We start from the raw sequence: 15,913 nt of genomic DNA on the forward strand, positions 1-15,913 counted from the left end.
AGCCGTCGGCACCAAGGGCAGGCGGAACAGCCTTTCCGTGGGTGAAGTCCCCGGCCCGGCCCGGCGGGGGCGGGGCGGGCGGGCAGGCAGGCATGGCACGGGTCGTCCGGGGTAGTCGGCCCGGAAGACCGCTCGCGCGCGACATCCGGCACAGGAGGGCAGCAGCATGACCGAGCGTGACCCGACGCCGAACCGGCCGCTTGAGGAGAGCCCCGAGGTGGCCGCCGCGATCGAGGACGAGACCGCTGTTCCGCAGCTCGCGGCGGACGGTGGGCCGGGTCCCGACAACCCGGACTTCGTGGACTCGGACGACGTTCCCGGCGACTTCCCGCGCACCGAGGACCTGCTCGGCGACCCGCACGGGCAGGGCGCGGGCAGCGCGGGCGACACGCGTACCGGCGCCGAGCAGGCGTGGGATCCGGAGGACCTGGCGATGGCGCAGGGCCGCGACCCGACACCGGAGAACGTACGGCGGGCCGGGGCGGAACTGGACCGGGAGGGTACGGCGGCGGCGGTGGAGAAGACGGTGCCCTGAGCCGGACCCGGCTCTCGGCCGGACCGCCCTGCGTCGGCACCGACGGCGGCGGTCCCCGCCCGACGCGTTGCCGCGCCGGCCGGGGACCGCTTTGGTGTCGCTGCTGTGCTGTTGTGCTACCCCAGTTGTCGTCCGCTGGTCAGAGCGCCGGGTAGGCGTTCTGCATCAGCTGGGTGAGCTGCGCCGGGAACCAGGCACCCGAGATCGGGGCACCGTCGAGCGCGCCGCTCATGTTGTTGTTGTTCCGCGGGTTACCGGTGTACGTCGGGTCGCACATCCGGTCGAAGCCCTTGCCCTCTTCGTTGTCGATCTGGGTGCTGGAGCCGTCAGACTCGCCCGGGGGCTTGATCCAGACGTACGCGTCGATCCCGGTGGCCGGGGCGGCCCGGGGCCGCTCACCGAGGCCGGCACCGCTCTGGTTGCACCAGTTGCCGAGGTGGATCCGGCGGTCGATACGGGAGCCGTCGACCTGCTCGTCCACGGTGCCCGAGGTGACCGCGCCGGTGGGCCGGCCCGAGCCGCCCCAACCGTTACGCGAGGTGTCGATCAGCATGCCGATGCTGCTGGAGAAGCCCTGCGAGATGAGCTCGGTGCGCAGGGCCTGGGCGAAGCGCTGCTCGTCCACGTACTTGTTGTAGTCGATCCACTTCGAGAGCCGGTTCTGCTCGGTCACGTTCAGGTAGGGCTCTACCGTGGCCGAGTAGTTGGCGGTGTTGGCGATGAAGCCGTGCACGTTGGCGGTGGTGCTGCCCTCGGCGCGGGCGGCCTCGGCGAAGATTTGCGCGGAGGGCCGGAAGTTGTCGTCCCACCCGATCCAGCCGTGGTGGCCGGCGTCGATGTAGTTGTAGACGTTCGGAACCGCACCGAGCTTGGCCAGGGCGTAGCCGACACCCTTGACGTAGTTGCCGTTGGACTTCATCGTGTCGCACTGCGCGGTCGCGGTCTCCCGCGGCGACACGTTGGTGACCAGGTTCGGCAGCGAGTCGATCTCAATGATCGCGATGATCCGCAGGCTGCTGTACTTGGTGTCGCCCATGATCGCCGCGATCGGGTCGATGTACTCGGTCTTGTACCTGCCCAGCGCGTCGGCCGGAAGCTCACCGTTCGAGGCCAGCGCCGCGCAGTCCCGGCCGGGCAGGTTGTAGATGACGAGCTGGATGTAGCCGGCGTTCTGCGCCAGCGCCTCGTCCAGGTGGTCACGCAGGCCCATGGCGCCGTTCGAGCTGCTGTCCGGGGTGCCCTCGATCGCCGCGATCCGGTCCAGCCAGACGCCGGTCGGGTTGCTGGAGATCCGGTTGCCGCCGGAGACGCTCTCCGCCTTGGCCTTCCACTCCGGGTTCACGTAACCCCGGGCGCCCGCGTACGGGTTGTCCACCCGGGCCGAGGGGTTCCCCGTCGGGCCGGTGGTCGGACCAGTGGTCGGGCCGGTCGTCGGCCCGGTCGTCGGGCCGGTGGTCGGCGCGGTGCCGTTGCAGTTGGTCCCGTTGACGCTGAAGGACGTCGGCGCCGGGTTGCTGCCGCTCCACGAGCCGTTGAACCCGATGCCGGTGGAGGCGCCGGTGGCCAGGTTGCCGTTCCACGCCACGTTGGTGGCGGTCACCTGGCTGCCGGACTGGGTCCAGTTGGCCGACCAGCCCTGGGTGACCCGCTGGCTCGAGTCCGGGAAGGTGAAGCGGAGGGTCCAGCCGTTGATCGCGTCACCGACGTTCCGGATGGTGATGTTGGCGCTGAAACCACCCTGCCACTGGTTGGCGCTGTAGGTGACGCTGCAGCCGGGGGCGGCCTGCGCCACCGATGCCGGAAGGGTGACCAGACCGGCGGCGACCAGAGCGCTCGCACCTGCCACCGCGACGGCTTTCTGCCGGACGGACAATCTACTCCGTAAATTCATGCCACTGATCTCCTTGGGCCAGCCGGTCACGACAGGCGGAACCGGCGCGGCGGTCACATGGACGTCACGTCAGGTGGGTACGTCCGTGGACGCCATGGGGGACTGCGGTAAACCCGCCCCGGACGACGGGCGCATCTTGGTGGTGGTGCCGGCCGCCGGCTGAGCGGCCGTGGTGACGCCGTCCGGTGAACCGGCTGCCCTCGGCGTCTGCTGCGCGGTGTGGCTCCCCCAGCACAGTGGATGAATTCTTGCATGGGAGCGCTTCCACCACAACACCTCGACAGTGATGGATGACGATTCCCGGCTTGCGTCGGCCATCGAGGCTCGTCATCGCGACCTGCGGCGGCACGGTCGGGTGGGCACAGTGGACCGCACCCCGACCCGCAGCCTACCCCGGGCCGCCGTCGCCCGCCTCGAACGGAACCGGACGAGCGACGCCGTACTCCCCCGGACCCGCCGATCAGGCGCTTCGCCGCCAAGCCCCGAGCGTTCGCGGCCAGCCGGCCCGTCGGAGCGGATCCCGCCCTCCGGAGCGGATCCCGCCCTCCCCGGTCGGGTCGGTACGCCGAACCCGAGGCGTCCGCTACCCACCACAGGTCCCAGGGGGTACCTCCGGGCGCCTTGAGTACCCGTTAGGGGAAAAGGCGAAAGAATCCGATGAAAGCTCACAAATTCGTTAATCTCGGTCATGGCTCGTCTGCCGGCGGGCTGAGGCAAGAGGGAAGGATGACGAAAGTCATGTCCAAGAAGTTCCTCGGCAGGATGATCGCAGGAGCCGCTCTCGGCGGCACTTCGCTACTCGTTTTCTCCCCCTCGGCCGCCCTCGCGGACGGCGGCCACCACTCGGAGGGGTACCAGAAGGACAGCTCAGGCCACGCCTTCGCGAAACCAGCCGCGGTGCGGCCCGGCGGCACGGTCGAACTCGTCGAGGTCTGCACCGAGGCGCAGCAGCACGCGTGGTTGTGGTCGAGGGTCACCGGAAAGGTGGACCTGATTCCCAGGGACGACCACCGGGCCGGCAAGAAGCCCGAGGAGAGCAGGGCGGAGAAGCCCGACGAGGGCAAGACGAAGAAGCCCGACGAGGGCAAGGCGGGGAAAACCGACGAGGGCAAGACGAAGAAGCCCGAGGAGAGCAAGGCAGAGAAGCCCGACGAGGGCAAGGCGGAGGGCACCGGCGGAATGGCCCGGGACGACGGCGGGCACGGCTGGGCGGAGTACGGGAAGGCCGAGGACGGCAGGCACGGCTGGGAGAAGGCCGAACCGCGCAGCGACGGCGGGGAAGCCGACCGGAAGGCCGAACCGGGCAAGGACAGCTGGGAGAAGGCCGAACCGGGCAAGGACGGCTGGGAGAGCGGCGGCGGGAAGGCCGAGGACGGTTGGACGGGCGGAAAGGGCGGCTACGAGTACTGGAACAGCGTCACCGTCCCGTGGGACGCGAAGCCGGGATCGTACGAGCTCACGGGCTCCTGCGGCAAGGGTGAGCTGACCATCCTGCCGAAGGGCTGGGTCGACGGCGGCGACGGCGGTGTGTCCTCCGGGAACGGCGACAACCTCGCGGTGGCCGGGATGGGGGTGCTCGGGTTGGCCGGGCTCGGCGGACTGGTGCTGTTGCGGCAGCGCCGTACCGATGAGTCGGCCGACTGAGGCGACGGCGAGCGGTGCCGGCGGCGGCCACGGGAGACCGTGGCGGGCCGCCGGCACCGGCCTCGTCGCCCTGCTGGCGCTGGTCGGCGCCGGTCTGATCGGGGCAGCCCTCAACGCGCCGGAACCGGCCCCGCCGACGCAGCCCGGTGCCGGCGCCGCCCCGGACCAGCAGAACCGGGCGGTGACCGGTCCGGACCTCGGCGACACCGGGCGTACGGCGACACCGGGCAGCGGTACCGACACCGGCCCGGCGCGGGTACTGGACAGGTCCGAGCCAGTCAAGATCACGATCCCGAAGATCGGCGTGGACGCGGCCATCATGCCGCTGGGACTCACCCCGGACGGGATGGTGCAGGTGCCACCGCTGGCCAGGGCGGGGCTGGCCGGCTGGTACCGGCTGGGTCCGACGCCCGGCGAGGCCGGCAACTCGGTGATCGTCGGGCACGTCGACTCCCGGGAGATCGGGCCGGCGGTCTTCTTCCGGCTCGGCGCCCTGCTGCCCGGGGACGGCATCCAGGTGATCCGCGAGGACGGCAGCCTGGCCAGCTTCGTGGTGGACGGCGTGAAGTCGTACCCGAAGGCGGCCTTTCCCACCGAGCTCGTCTACGGCCCGAGCGAGGATTCGGGGCTGCGGCTGGTGACCTGCGGCGGGGACTTCGACGAGCGCACGGGCTCCTATCCGGAGAACGTCGTCGCCTTCGCCCGCTTGGCCGGGTAACCGGGCAGCCGGCAGCCGGACAGCCGCCGACGGCACCCGCCCGGCTGGCTGACGGGCGGGCGGACCACGACGGGGGGACAGCGGCGTTACCGCTGTCCCCCCGTCGGGTGTCCGCCCACCCCGCCGATCCGGACATCCTCGACGTGAACTCCTCTATCACTCAGAAGTCGGCGTTCACCCAGGAACACCCATAATAACGACATCTCCTCACAAACTAGCTAACGTCGGTGCTGGCTCGACTGGCCGTCGAGCGCACCAACGGGGAAGGAGTGACCAAGAGTCATGAGTAGGAAACTGCTGGGGAAGGTGATGGCGGGCGCGGGTCTCGGTGCCGCATCCCTGCTGATCTGCGCGCCCGGAACCGCTCTGGCGGACGGCGCCCCGCACGACCGGGGCAACAGGGGCCACATCCACACCGTCCCGAAGGGAGTGAAGCCGGGACACAAATTCAAGATCATCCTCAAGTGCGAACACCCGGTGGCCAGGGCCTGGGTCTCGTCGAAGATCACCGGCAAGATCTGGCTCAAGCCGGTGCCTGAGGACGGCCTCCGGGTACCGGAAACCCCGCGTCCACAGCCCGACGGCGGCGGACAGCCCGACGGCGGACAGCCTCCGATCAGCCCGCAGCCGGAGCCGCCCAACCCGCAGCCGGAGCCACCGGCGAACACCCAGCCGCCGTTACCGCCGGAGAACACCCAGCCGCCGCTGCCGGACGCCCAGCCGGACATGGAGGGGCAGCCCGGGGGTGAGGGCGGCCAGGCCGCGTACGGCGGGGCCGTCTACGCGGCCTGGGCCAAGGTGCCGCACTGGACCAGGCCCGGGCACTACCCGGCCTGGGGCGCCTGCGACAGCAAGGGCAAGATCGTCGTGCTGCCCCGGGGCTGGGTGCACGGCGGTGACGGTGGCGCCACCGGAAGCGACTCCGGAAAGACCGCTGCCGGCGCCAGCCTGCTGGGAGCGGCAGCGCTCGGTGGCTTCCTGATGATCCGCCGACGTCGTACCGATGGCTCACCAGCCTGACGTGCCGACCAGGCGCGCCGGCGGCCGGCACGGGAAACCGTGGCGTGCCGCCGGCGTCACCCTGGTCGTCCTGCTCGCGATCAGCGGCACCGCCCTGCTCACCGCCGGCCTGAACCCGGCACCGGCACAGCCGCCACAGCCCGCCGACACCGAGGCCGCCGAAACGTCACCGCAGCCCGGCTCGACCCCCCGGCCACCACTGCCACCGGCCCCGGGCACCCCGACCGGGCAGCCCGGGGCCCCGACCGGGCCCGGCATGCCGACCGGCGGGCCGCCCCCGCTGGCCGAACTGCCGCGCTCCGAGCCGGTCCGGATCGGCATCCCGAAGATCAGGGTGGACGCCGAGATCATGCCGCTCGGGGTGGAGGCCGACGGGACCGTCCAGGTACCGCCGCTCAAGCAGGCCCACCGCGCCGGCTGGTACAAGCTGGGCGCCAGCCCCGGCGAGTTCGGCAACGCGGTCGTGGTCGGGCACGTCGACTCGGCCGCGATCGGCCCGGCCGTCTTCTTCCGGCTCGGCTCGCTCGAACGCGGCGACCGGATCGAGGTCGTCCGCGCCGACGGCGAGCTGGTCCGGTTCGCGGTGGACGCCGTCAAGTCGTACCCGAAGACCTCGTTCCCCTCCGAACTGGTCTACGGGACCGCCGACGCCGCCCGGCTCCAGGTGGTGACCTGCGGCGGCAGCTTCGACCGCAAGGAGGGCAGCTACCGGAACAACGTGATCGTCTCCGCGACCCGGATCCCCTGACGGGATCCGGGTCCCGCGGAGGGACGGGCCGGCTGGGCCGGGTCAGGCCGCCCAGCCAGCCGCCGGTCAGCCGGCCGCCGAGGTCCGGACCAGGGTACGGATCTGCCGCAGCAGTACGGAGAGCGCGGCGAGATCGGCCTGCGACTCGTCGAACTCTCCCATCGCCCTGCGGGTACGCCCGATCGAGATCGAGTTCGACCGTTCCCACTCCTGCACCCGCTCGTCCGGCGACAGTTCGGCAGGCGTCCCGCCGAGCACCTCGGCGGTGAGCGCGGCCAGCGCGGCGTAGAGGTCGTAGCGCAGCGCCATCCGGGCCAGCGTCTGCCAGCGGTCCTCCCGGGGCAGCAGCGAGATCTTCGACAGCAGCGCGTCGACCCGGAACCGGTCGGAGAGCACGAAGTAGACCGCCGCCACCTCGGCGACGTCCCGCCCGGTCGCCCGGGCCGTCTCCACCACGTCGAGCAGGCCGAAGCTGTACATCAGCCGGGTCGACCGCTCGGCCAGGTCCTGGGGCAGCCCGCGCCGTACGCACATGTCGACATGTGCCTCCAGCGCCTCCCGTTCGCTGCCGTAGAAGAGGCCGCCGAGTTCCGGCAGCAGCCGGGAGATGCCGTCCCGCAGCCGGGCGATCTCGGCCGGTACGTCGATCGGCGAGCGGCGGTTCGTCACCAGCCACCGTACGGCCCGGTCGAGCAGCCGCCGGGTGTCCAGGTAGACCGCCGTCTGGACGTCGGTCGGCACCCGGTTGTCCAGCGCCTCGATGTCGGCCCAGACCTCGCGCAGCCCGAAGACCTCCCGGACCACCACGTACGCCCGGATCACGTCCGCCGGGGTGGCGCCGGTCTCCTCCACCACCCGGTAGATGAACGAGATGCCGCCCCGGTTCACCGCCTCGTTGACCAGCACCGTGGTGACGATGTCCCGGTGCAGCCGGTGCTCCGGCATCCGGTCGGCGTACCGCTCGCGCAGCGGGGTCGGGAAATAGCCGGCGAGCACCTCGAAGGTCCACTCCTCGTCCGGCAGCCGGTCGGCCAGGATCTCCCGCTCCAGCACGATCTTGACGTACGCCAGCAGCACCGCGAACTCCGGCGCGGTCAACCCGGTGTCGGTGCGCGCCGCCAGCTCCTCGTCCGGCGGCAGCGCCTCCAGCTGCCGGTCGAGGTGACCGGCCCGCTCGAAGTCGGAGATCATCCGGCGGTGCACCGGCAGCAGCGAGGCCGCCTGGGCCTGCGCGTTGCCGATCGCCCGCGCCTGGTCGTAGTTGTCCCGGAGCACGAGCTGCGCGACCTCGTCGGTCATCTCGGCCAGCAGCGCGTCCCGGTCCGGCACGCTCAGCTCGCCGTCGGCCACCGCCGCACCGAGCAGGATCTTGATGTTCACCTCGTGGTCCGAGGTGTCCACCCCGGCCGCGTTGTCGATGAAGTCGGTGAAGATCCGGCCGCCGCCGCCGGCGTACTCGATCCGGCCGACCTGGGTGAAGCCGAGGTTGCCGCCCTCGCCGACCACCTTGACCCGCAGGTCCCTGCCGTCCACCCGGATCGCGTCGTTGGACTTGTCCCCCACCTCGGAGTTCGACTCCGACGACGCCTTCACGTAGGTGCCGATCCCGCCGTTCCAGAACAGGTCGACCGGGGCGCGGAGGATCGCCTTCATCAGCTCCGGCGGCGACATCGACTCGACGTCGCCGAGGTCGAGCACCGAGCGCACCTGCGGGCTGACCGGGATCGACTTGGCGGTACGCGGGTATATCCCGCCGCCTTCGCTGATCAGGTCGGCGTCGTAGTCCGCCCAGGACGAACGCGGGTGGTCGAAGAGCCGGCGGCGCTCGGCGTACGAGGTGGCCGGGTCGGGGTCCGGGTCCAGGAAGATGTGCCGGTGGTCGAAGGCGGCCACCAGCCTGATGTGCTCGGAGAGCAGCATCCCGTTGCCGAAGACGTCGCCGGACATGTCGCCGACCCCGACCACCGTGAAGTCCTGGCTCTGGGTGTCGATCCCCATGTCCCGGAAGTGCCGCTTCACCGACTCCCAGGCACCCCGGGCGGTGATCCCCATCTTCTTGTGGTCGTAGCCGGCCGAGCCGCCGGAGGCGAACGCGTCGGCCAGCCAGAAGCCGTTGCGCACCGAGATCTCGTTGGCGGTGTCGGAGAAGCTCGCGGTGCCCTTGTCCGCCGCCACCACCAGGTAGGGATCGTCGGCGTCGTGCCGGACCACGTCGGCCGGCGGCACGATCTGCCCGCCGACGAGGTTGTCGGTCACGTCCAGCAGGGCCGAGATGAAGCCCTGGTAGCAGGCGACCGCCTCGTCCCGGTCCCCCGGCTTCTGCTTGAGCACGAAGCCGCCCTTGGCGCCCACCGGCACGATCACAGCGTTCTTCACCATCTGCGCCTTGACCAGGCCGAGCACCTCGGTGCGGAAGTCCTCCCGCCGGTCCGACCAGCGGATGCCGCCCCGGGCCACCGGCCCGAACCGCAGGTGTACGCCCTCGAAGCGCGGCGAGTAGACGAAGATCTCGTACTTCGGCCGGGGCGCCGGCAGGTCCGGCACCGCCTGCGGGTCGAGCTTGAACGCCACGTACGGCTTGGGTCGGCCGTCGGTGCGCCGCTGGTAGAAGCTGGTCCGCAGGGTCGCCTGGATCAGCGTCAGGTAGGACCGCAGGATCCGGTCCTGGTCCAGGCTGCTCACGTCGTCGAGCTGCTGCCCGATCGAGGTGACCAGTTCCTTGCTCCGCAGGTTGCGCTCCTCGGCGCTGAGCCCGAGGGTCGGCGAGAACCGCACCTCGAAGAGTTCCACCAGCGAGGCGGCGAGCTGCGGGTACGCGATGAAGGTGGACTCCATGTAGTCCTGCGAGAAGACCGTGCCGGCCTGCCGCAGGTACTTCGCGTACGCCCGGAGCACCACCACCTGCCGCCAGGTGAGCCCGCCGCGCAGCACCAGCTCGTTGAAGCCGTCCACCTCGGCCTCGCCGCGCCAGGTGGCCGAGAAGGCGTTCTCGACGTGCGGGCGTACCTCGGCCAGCTCGCGGGCGCCGTCGGGGAGTTCGAGACCGAAGTCGTAGAGGTAGATCCGGCCGTCGATCCGGTCCACCTCGTACGGGTGCTCGTCGACCACCCGTACGCCGAGGGAGTGCAGTACCGGCAGGACGGCGGAGAGCACCATCGGCTCGCCGTACCGGTACACCTTGAACCGGACGTCCTCGACGGCGGTGGCCGGGGCGGGGCCGCCGGGCCGGGCCGGCTGCTGCTTGCGGAACATGTGCATCTCGAGCTGGCCCGGCTCCTCCAGCAGCTCCAGCTTGGCCAGGTCCTTCATCGCCTCGTACGGGGTGTGCCCGTCCTTGTAGCCCTCCGGGAACGCGTCGGCGTACCGGGTGAAGAGGTGTTTGGCCTGCTCGTCGCCGAGCTTGCGCTCCAGCACCAGCCGGTAGTCGTCGTCCCAGAGCCGGGTCGCGTCGGCGAGTTCCTCGGCGAGCAGGTCGGCGTCGACCTCGCCGGGCGGGCTGGCCGGGTCGGTCCGGACGATGAAGTGCACCCGGGCCAGCATCGACTCGGTGACCCGGGTGGTGTAGTCGACGCCGATGCCGTTCAGCTCGCGGAGCAGGATCTCCTGCATCCGCAGCCGGTTCTGGGTGGTGAACCGGTCCCGGGGCAGGTAGATCAGGCAGGAGATGAACCTGCCGTACCCGTCGCGGCGCAGGAAGACCCGCAGCTGGCGGCGGCCGGCCATCCGGAGTACGCCGATCACCGCGTGGTAGAGGTCGTCGGTCTTGATCTGGAAGAGTTCGTCCCGGGGATAGGTCTCCAGGATCTGCAACAGGTCCTTGCCGGAGTGGCTGCGCGGGCTGAGCCCGGAGCGGTCCAGCACCTCGGCGACCTTGCGGCGGACCACCGGCAGCTCGCGGACGCTGGTCCGGTACGCCGCCGTGGCGAGCAACCCGAGGAAGCGCCGCTCCCCCACCACCTCGCCGGCTTCGTTGAAGACCTTGAAGCCGATGTAGTCCAGGTAGGCCGACCGGTGCACGGTGGCCCGGCTGTTCGCCTTGGTGATGATGAGCAGCCGCTTCTCGGTCACCTTCTGGTGCGCCTCGGGGGTCATCGAGGAGAGCGCCCGGGGGGTGGTGGAGTCCTGGCGCAGGATGCCGAGCCCGGTGCCGAGGATCGCCTCCAGCGCCGCGCCCTGTGGGGTCTGGATCAGCCGGTACTCGCGGTAGCCGAGGAAGGTGAAGTGCTCGTGCGCCAGCCAGCGGAGCAGCTCCACCGAGTCGGTGATGTCCTTCTCCGGCACCGGTGGGCGGTTCTCGGCGGTGCGCGCGGCGGCCAGTTCGTCGGCGAGCGAGAGGGCGCGCTGGCGCATCTTGGGCCAGTCCTCCACCGCCTCCCGCACGTCGGTCAGCACCCGCTGCAACTCGGCGCGCAATCGGTCCCGGTCGGCGGCACCGCGTACCGGGTCGATCTCGATCCGCATCCAGCTCTCGACGATGTCGCCGTCGATCGCGTCGTCCGGTTCGACGTCGGCGGCGACCTCGGTCAGCCTGCCGAGCGGCTCGCGGCGGACCACCACCAACGGGTGCACCAGCATGTGCACGTCGAGGTGGTGGCCGGTCAGCAGGGCGGTGACGGAGTCCACCAGGAAGGGCATGTCGTCCGTGACGATCTCGATCACGGTGTGCTGCTGGTCCTCGTCCGGCTCGTGGATCCGCAGCTTCAGCTCGCCCGGCACCCGCTGCTGGGCGAGTTCCCGGTGCTCCTTGGCGGCGGCGAGCATCTCCGCCGCGGTGAAGCCGATCAGCTCCTCGTCCGGCGCGAACCGCCAGAACCTGTCGACGAGCGTCGCCGCGTCGTGGTCGTCCCCGGCCAGCGTGACCGCCTGGGCGACCAGCCGCTCGGCGTTCGGCACCGGCTCGTCCAGGTCGGCGTCCTCGACGTCGTCGGCGAGGGCCTCCGGTGGCAGTCCGAGGTCGTAGAGGGTGTCGATGCTGGCCCCCGGCACACCTGTCGCGCCGGAGGCGACCCGAGAGCCGGCTCCGTCGTCGTCGATCGCCGCGTCGTAGCTGTCGTCTCGGCTGGCATTCGCCGGCCGGAGAACGGGTTCCGGTTTGATCGCCGGACGCCGGTCCATCGTGCCACTCCCCTCGACCCACCACGCCGTGGGTCACTCTCCGCCCAGACTAGGCCCTACCGATCAGCCCCTCTGCCGGTGGACCGGCGGTGCGGATGCCGGATCTCGAGTCTCTCCCTCCGGCCGTCGCGGACACCCGACACGCCCGCCTGGGAGTACCCACGCACGCTCGGCCATCACCCGATCCGCCCCGCCGGAAGCACCGGGGCAGCCCGCGCTGGGCCCGGCGTACTACGGTCGGGCTGCCGCCGGTGCGCCTTCCGGTGGTGCGCCGACCTGGAAGGTAACCGCGGCATGCGCTTTTCCACGCCATCCCCACGCCCGCTTCTCCGGCATACTGCCCGACTCCGGCATACCGCCCGTCGAGGCACGACTGTCGCACTGGCCGGCGTGCTGCTCGCGGCCGGCGCCCTGGCCGGCTGCTCGGGCTCGGACGGGCCCGACCAGGCGGTCGACGCGTTCCTGGCCGGCTGGCTCGGCGGCGACATGCACCGGGTCGGCTTCCGTAACCCGGCCGGCGAGCGGGTGCCCGCCGAGGAGGTGACCGAGGAGATCAAGCAGCTCTCCGGCGAGTTGGCCAGGACGCCGCCGAAGCTCCGTCGGGAGGGCGAGGCCAAGGTCAACGAGGACAACGCGACCGCGACGGTACGGGTGGACTGGACGCTGCCCGGTGACACGCACTGGTCGTACCCCTCGGAGATCCATCTCAACCGTGGCGACGACGACGAGTGGCAGGTGATCTGGGAACCGAAGGTCGTCGAGCCCCGCCTCAGCAGCGGTGACGAGCTGGCGGTGCGCCGGCTGACCGCCAGCCGGGCGGCAGTGACGGACGGGGCCGGAGCGCCCCTGGTGGCGCCCCGCCCGGTGGTGGTCGTCGGGGTGCAGCCGGATCAGGTGACCGACGTACCCGGCCTGGTCCGGCAGCTCGACACGGCGTTCCGGGCGATCCGCCCGCCGATCACCCCGCCGGTGGACCTGACCGACCTGCCGGCCCGGATGAAGGAGGCGAAACCGAACGCCTTCGTCGACGTGGTGACGTTGCGCCGGGAGGCGTACCTCCAGATCAAACCGCGCATCTACGACCTGTCGGGGACGAAGTTCCGCGACGAGCAGCGGGAACTCGCACCGACCCGGGACTTCGCCCGCGCCCTGCTCGGCTCGGTCGACCCGGCGCAGGCGGACGACATCGCCGCCAACCCCGGCCTGGTGCAGGAGGGCGACTCGGTCGGTCACGGCGGGCTACAGGGTCGCTACGACAAGCAGTTGCGTGGCGGTGTCGGACTGAGCGTGGTCATCGTCAGCAAGCTTCCGGACGGCACGGTCGCGCCGGAGAGCACCGAGGTGTTCCGGCGCGAGCCGCAGGCCGGGATACCCCTGAAGACCACCCTCGACGTGCCGACCCAGAACGCCGCCGACGACGCGGTACGCGGCTCCCGGCAGCGCGCCGCCCTGGTCGCGGTACGCGTCGGCGACGGCGCCGTACTGGCCGCCGCGAACTCCGGCACCGCCGAGAACCTCGCCTTCACCGCCCAGGTCCCGCCCGGCTCGACCTTCAAGATGGTCAGCACGCTCGGGCTGCTCGACCTCGGCGCGGTCAGCCTGGACGGACCGGTCGGCTGCCCGAAGACGTTCACCGTGGAAGGGCGCTCGTTCAAGAACTCCGACAACTTCGCCCTCGGCACCGTGCCGTTCCGCACCGACTTCGCGAAGTCCTGCAATACGGCGTTCGCCGCGCTGGCGCCGAAGCTCGGACCGGACGGGCTGGCCAACGCCGGCCGGAGCCTGGGCCTGGAGGCGGAGTGGAAGCTCGGCACCGACGCCTTCACCGGCAAGGTCTCGGCGGGCGGGTCGGCGGCCGAGCGGGCGGCCGCCTCGTTCGGCCAGGGCACCACCGTGGTCAGCCCGCTGGCGATGGCGGCGGCCACCGCAGGCGTCGCCCGGGGCCAGTGGCAGCAGCCGAAACTGGTGCTGGAGCCGGTGCCCGGCGAGCCCGCCCCGCCCGGCCCGCAACTGAAGGCCGGTTCGGTCGAGCCGCTGCGCACGATGATGCGCGAGGTGGTCACCAAGGGGACCGGCAGCGCGCTGGCCGACGTGCCCGGCGGACCGGTGTACGGCAAGACCGGCACCGCCGAGTACGACGACAACCCGGCGCACACGCACGCCTGGTTCGTGGGCTGGCAGGGAGACGTCGCGTTCGCGGTCTTCGTCGAGAAGGGCGGGTCGAGTACGGCCAGCGCCGTGCCGATCGCCGAGAAGTTCCTCCGCGGCCTCCGCTGACCGGGGCGGCCCGGCCCGGACGAACACGACAGCCGGGGCGGTCGACGGGGTCTGCCCCGGACCGTCCCGGCTGTCGGTGCGGGTCGGCTCAGCGGGCGAGGGCCAGGCCCTGCTTGTCGGTGAACTTGCCGACCGCGATCATGATCAGGTCGATGAGCGTCCAGATGCCGAACCCGCCGAAGGTGAGGAGCATCAGGATGCCCGTGCCGACCTTGCCGACGTAGAACCGGTGCACGCCGATGGTGCCGAGGAAGAGGCAGAGCAGCAGCGCGGCGATCCAGGACTTCTGCCCGACGGCCGGACCGGCGGCGGTTGTGGACATGGTTTATTCCTTTCAGAACATTTCAGGGAAAGTTGCGTGCACAGCGGTCGCGCACATTACCGGAATCCCGTCGGCCCCGCTGCCCCGGTAACCGCACCGTGATCAGGCGGAAGTCACCGGCCCGGCAGACTGGCGACGAACATCGCGATCAGCTGCTCGTACGTCTCGTCCAGGTCCTCCGGCAGCCCGAAGCCGCCGCTGGCCTCCAGCGAGGCGAAGCCGTGTGCGATGGACCGGCCGCACCGGGTCGCATGGATCGCCGCCGAGTCGGTGAGCCCGTACGTCCGGAGCGCGGCGAGGAAGACCTGCAACATCCGGGTGGCGACGTCGACCATGGCCGGCTCGTGCATCGGATCGGGCGGCACCGCCGCGTACCGGGCCGGGTGCTCGCGGACGTAGTCGCGGTAGGCGCGCAGCAGTGCCGCCACCGCGTCGTCGCCGCTGCGACCCAGCACGGCCGCCACGAACCGGTCGGTCATCTCGGTCAGCACCCGGATCCCGACCAGCGTGCGCAGCTCGGCGAGGCCGGCGACGTGCTTGTAGAGCGAGGGCGGGGCGACCCCGGTGCGCGCGGCGACGGCCGCCAGGGTCAGCGCGTCGACGCCGTGCTCGTCGATCACCCCGAGCGCCGCGTCGACGACGGCGGTCGGCGAGAGCCCGGCCCTAGGCACCGCGACGCCCGTGGAACGCTCCTCGTCGACCCGGAGATCTGCTAGTCACAATAGCCAGAAAGCTAGTAGCGCTAGCCTGCCGTGTCAAATTCGCCATCTGTGCTACGGCTCAGCTTCTCCCAGCCGTCGAGGTCGGCCCGGCGCCGCTCCTGGGCCGCCCGGATGCTCCGCAGGGCGTCCTGCCCGAGCGGCCTTCGCCGGGTCACCGGGCTGGGTGCCGTCCATCGCGTCCACGGCCGCCCTGGTGCCGGCGGTCGACACCCGGTACGCCTCGATCGTCCTGGACCGGTGCATCCGGCGTCCACCGAACTCGGTACGGAACGCGCCCGGCTCGACGATCAACACCCGTACGCCGAACGGCGCCACCTCGGCGGCCAGCGCCTCGGAGAGGCCCTCCAGGGCGAACTTCGCCGCGCAGTACCCGCCGAAGCCGGGCATGGTGACCTGGCCGCCCATCGAACTCATCTGCACTATCGTCCCGCCGCCCTGCCGCCGCAGGTGCGGCAGCACCGCCCTGGTCACCGACACCGCGCCGAAGAACATCACCTCCAGCAGGGCGCGCAACTCCGGCATGGTCATTTCCTCGACGGCGCCGACCGAGCCGTAGCCGGCATTGTTCACCAGCACGTCGATCCGGCCGAACCCGGCGAGGGTCTCCGCCACCGCCCGCTGCACCGACGCCTCGTCGGTGACGTCGAGCCGGGCCGTCCGGACCCGCTCCGGCCCGGCCCCGGCGAGGTCGGCCAGTTGCCCGGTGTCCCGGGCGGTCGCCATCAGCCGGTCACCGGCGGCCAGCGCCGCCAGGGCGAGTTCCCGGCCGAAGCCCGCCGAGCATCCGGTCACCAACCACACCCGTTCCCGTCGCGCCACCGCGCCCCTCCCCGCCTCGTCCAGCCCGGCGGTGCCGACCACCGCCCGCGGTCCACTCTGGCCAACGGGCCGACCGGAGCGCCAACACACATTTCCAGCAGC

At 71.4% G+C, this 15,913-nt stretch carries 11 protein-coding genes; 6 read left to right on the forward strand and 5 right to left on the reverse strand.

Annotation, left to right across the window (positions count from 1 at the left end; genetic code table 11):
• Positions 1-166 precede the first annotated feature (166 nt).
• Positions 167-535: a hypothetical protein gene (locus O7626_RS27035; protein WP_278063892.1), complete on the forward strand. Its 369-nt coding sequence runs from the start codon at positions 167-169 to the stop codon at positions 533-535.
• A 139-nt stretch (positions 536-674) separates the two neighbouring features.
• Here O7626_RS27035 and O7626_RS27040 read toward each other — a convergent pair whose 3' ends face one another.
• Complete coding sequence (locus tag O7626_RS27040; RefSeq protein ID WP_278063893.1) at positions 675-2,426, reverse strand: glycoside hydrolase family 6 protein; 1,752 nt, start codon at positions 2,424-2,426, stop codon at positions 675-677.
• Between the two features lie 738 nt (positions 2,427-3,164).
• Between O7626_RS27040 and O7626_RS27045 the strand changes: the two genes are divergently transcribed.
• The 4 genes from O7626_RS27045 to O7626_RS27060 all read left to right on the forward strand — a co-directional run bounded on the left by O7626_RS27045 (position 3,165) and on the right by O7626_RS27060 (position 6,556).
• The gene (locus O7626_RS27045) at positions 3,165-4,070 is read left to right on the forward strand and encodes a hypothetical protein (protein ID WP_278063894.1); all 906 of its coding nucleotides are present in this window, start codon (positions 3,165-3,167) and stop codon (positions 4,068-4,070) included.
• Positions 4,054-4,788, forward strand: a complete 735-nt coding sequence (locus O7626_RS27050; protein WP_278063895.1) for a class F sortase — start codon at positions 4,054-4,056, stop codon at positions 4,786-4,788. Before O7626_RS27045 ends, O7626_RS27050 begins: the two co-directional genes overlap by 17 nt.
• Before the next feature lie 282 nt (positions 4,789-5,070).
• The gene (locus O7626_RS27055; protein ID WP_278063896.1) at positions 5,071-5,808 is read left to right on the forward strand and encodes a hypothetical protein; all 738 of its coding nucleotides are present in this window, start codon (positions 5,071-5,073) and stop codon (positions 5,806-5,808) included.
• Position 5,809: 1 nt separating this feature from the next.
• Complete coding sequence (locus O7626_RS27060; RefSeq protein WP_278063897.1) at positions 5,810-6,556, forward strand: class F sortase; 747 nt, start codon at positions 5,810-5,812, stop codon at positions 6,554-6,556.
• Positions 6,557-6,622: 66 nt separating this feature from the next.
• Here the strand turns inward: O7626_RS27060 and O7626_RS27065 are convergent, their stop codons facing one another.
• The gene (locus O7626_RS27065; RefSeq protein WP_278063898.1) at positions 6,623-11,671 is read right to left on the reverse strand and encodes an NAD-glutamate dehydrogenase; all 5,049 of its coding nucleotides are present in this window, start codon (positions 11,669-11,671) and stop codon (positions 6,623-6,625) included.
• A gap of 390 nt (positions 11,672-12,061) precedes the next feature.
• Between O7626_RS27065 and O7626_RS27070 the strand changes: the two genes are divergently transcribed.
• Complete coding sequence (locus O7626_RS27070; protein WP_278063899.1) at positions 12,062-13,948, forward strand: penicillin-binding transpeptidase domain-containing protein; 1,887 nt, start codon at positions 12,062-12,064, stop codon at positions 13,946-13,948.
• Between the two features lie 88 nt (positions 13,949-14,036).
• Here O7626_RS27070 and O7626_RS27075 read toward each other — a convergent pair whose 3' ends face one another.
• From O7626_RS27075 to O7626_RS27085, 3 genes are all read right to left on the reverse strand, one after another.
• Positions 14,037-14,270 (reverse strand): TM2 domain-containing protein, encoded by a 234-nt coding sequence (locus tag O7626_RS27075; RefSeq protein ID WP_278063900.1) that lies wholly within the window; start codon positions 14,268-14,270, stop codon positions 14,037-14,039.
• 113 nt (positions 14,271-14,383) lie between these two features.
• Positions 14,384-14,941 carry a WHG domain-containing protein gene (locus tag O7626_RS27080; protein WP_278063901.1) on the reverse strand — a complete coding sequence of 186 codons (558 nt, stop codon included), beginning with the start codon at positions 14,939-14,941 and terminating at the stop codon, positions 14,384-14,386.
• A 102-nt stretch (positions 14,942-15,043) separates the two neighbouring features.
• The gene (locus tag O7626_RS27085; protein ID WP_278063902.1) at positions 15,044-15,853 is read right to left on the reverse strand and encodes an SDR family oxidoreductase; all 810 of its coding nucleotides are present in this window, start codon (positions 15,851-15,853) and stop codon (positions 15,044-15,046) included.
• Between the last annotated feature and the right edge of the window lie 60 nt (positions 15,854-15,913).

It is taken from the genome of Micromonospora sp. WMMD1102, from assembly GCF_029626265.1.
Classification (GTDB): Bacteria; Actinomycetota; Actinomycetes; order Mycobacteriales; family Micromonosporaceae; genus Plantactinospora.

What these genes read in the sequence shown, in the direction of transcription:
- O7626_RS27050 (WP_278063895.1), top strand. Translation starts at nt 4,054, where the DNA reads ATGAGTCGGCCGACTGAGGCGACGGCGAGCGGTGCCGGCGGCGGCCAC.
- O7626_RS27065 (WP_278063898.1), bottom strand. Translation starts at nt 11,671, where the DNA reads ATGGACCGGCGTCCGGCGATCAAACCGGAACCCGTTCTCCGGCCGGCG.
- O7626_RS27055 (WP_278063896.1), top strand. Translation starts at nt 5,071, where the DNA reads ATGAGTAGGAAACTGCTGGGGAAGGTGATGGCGGGCGCGGGTCTCGGT.
- O7626_RS27075 (WP_278063900.1), bottom strand. Translation starts at nt 14,270, where the DNA reads ATGTCCACAACCGCCGCCGGTCCGGCCGTCGGGCAGAAGTCCTGGATC.
- O7626_RS27035 (WP_278063892.1), top strand. Translation starts at nt 167, where the DNA reads ATGACCGAGCGTGACCCGACGCCGAACCGGCCGCTTGAGGAGAGCCCC.
- O7626_RS27040 (WP_278063893.1), bottom strand. Translation starts at nt 2,426, where the DNA reads ATGAATTTACGGAGTAGATTGTCCGTCCGGCAGAAAGCCGTCGCGGTG.
- O7626_RS27045 (WP_278063894.1), top strand. Translation starts at nt 3,165, where the DNA reads ATGTCCAAGAAGTTCCTCGGCAGGATGATCGCAGGAGCCGCTCTCGGC.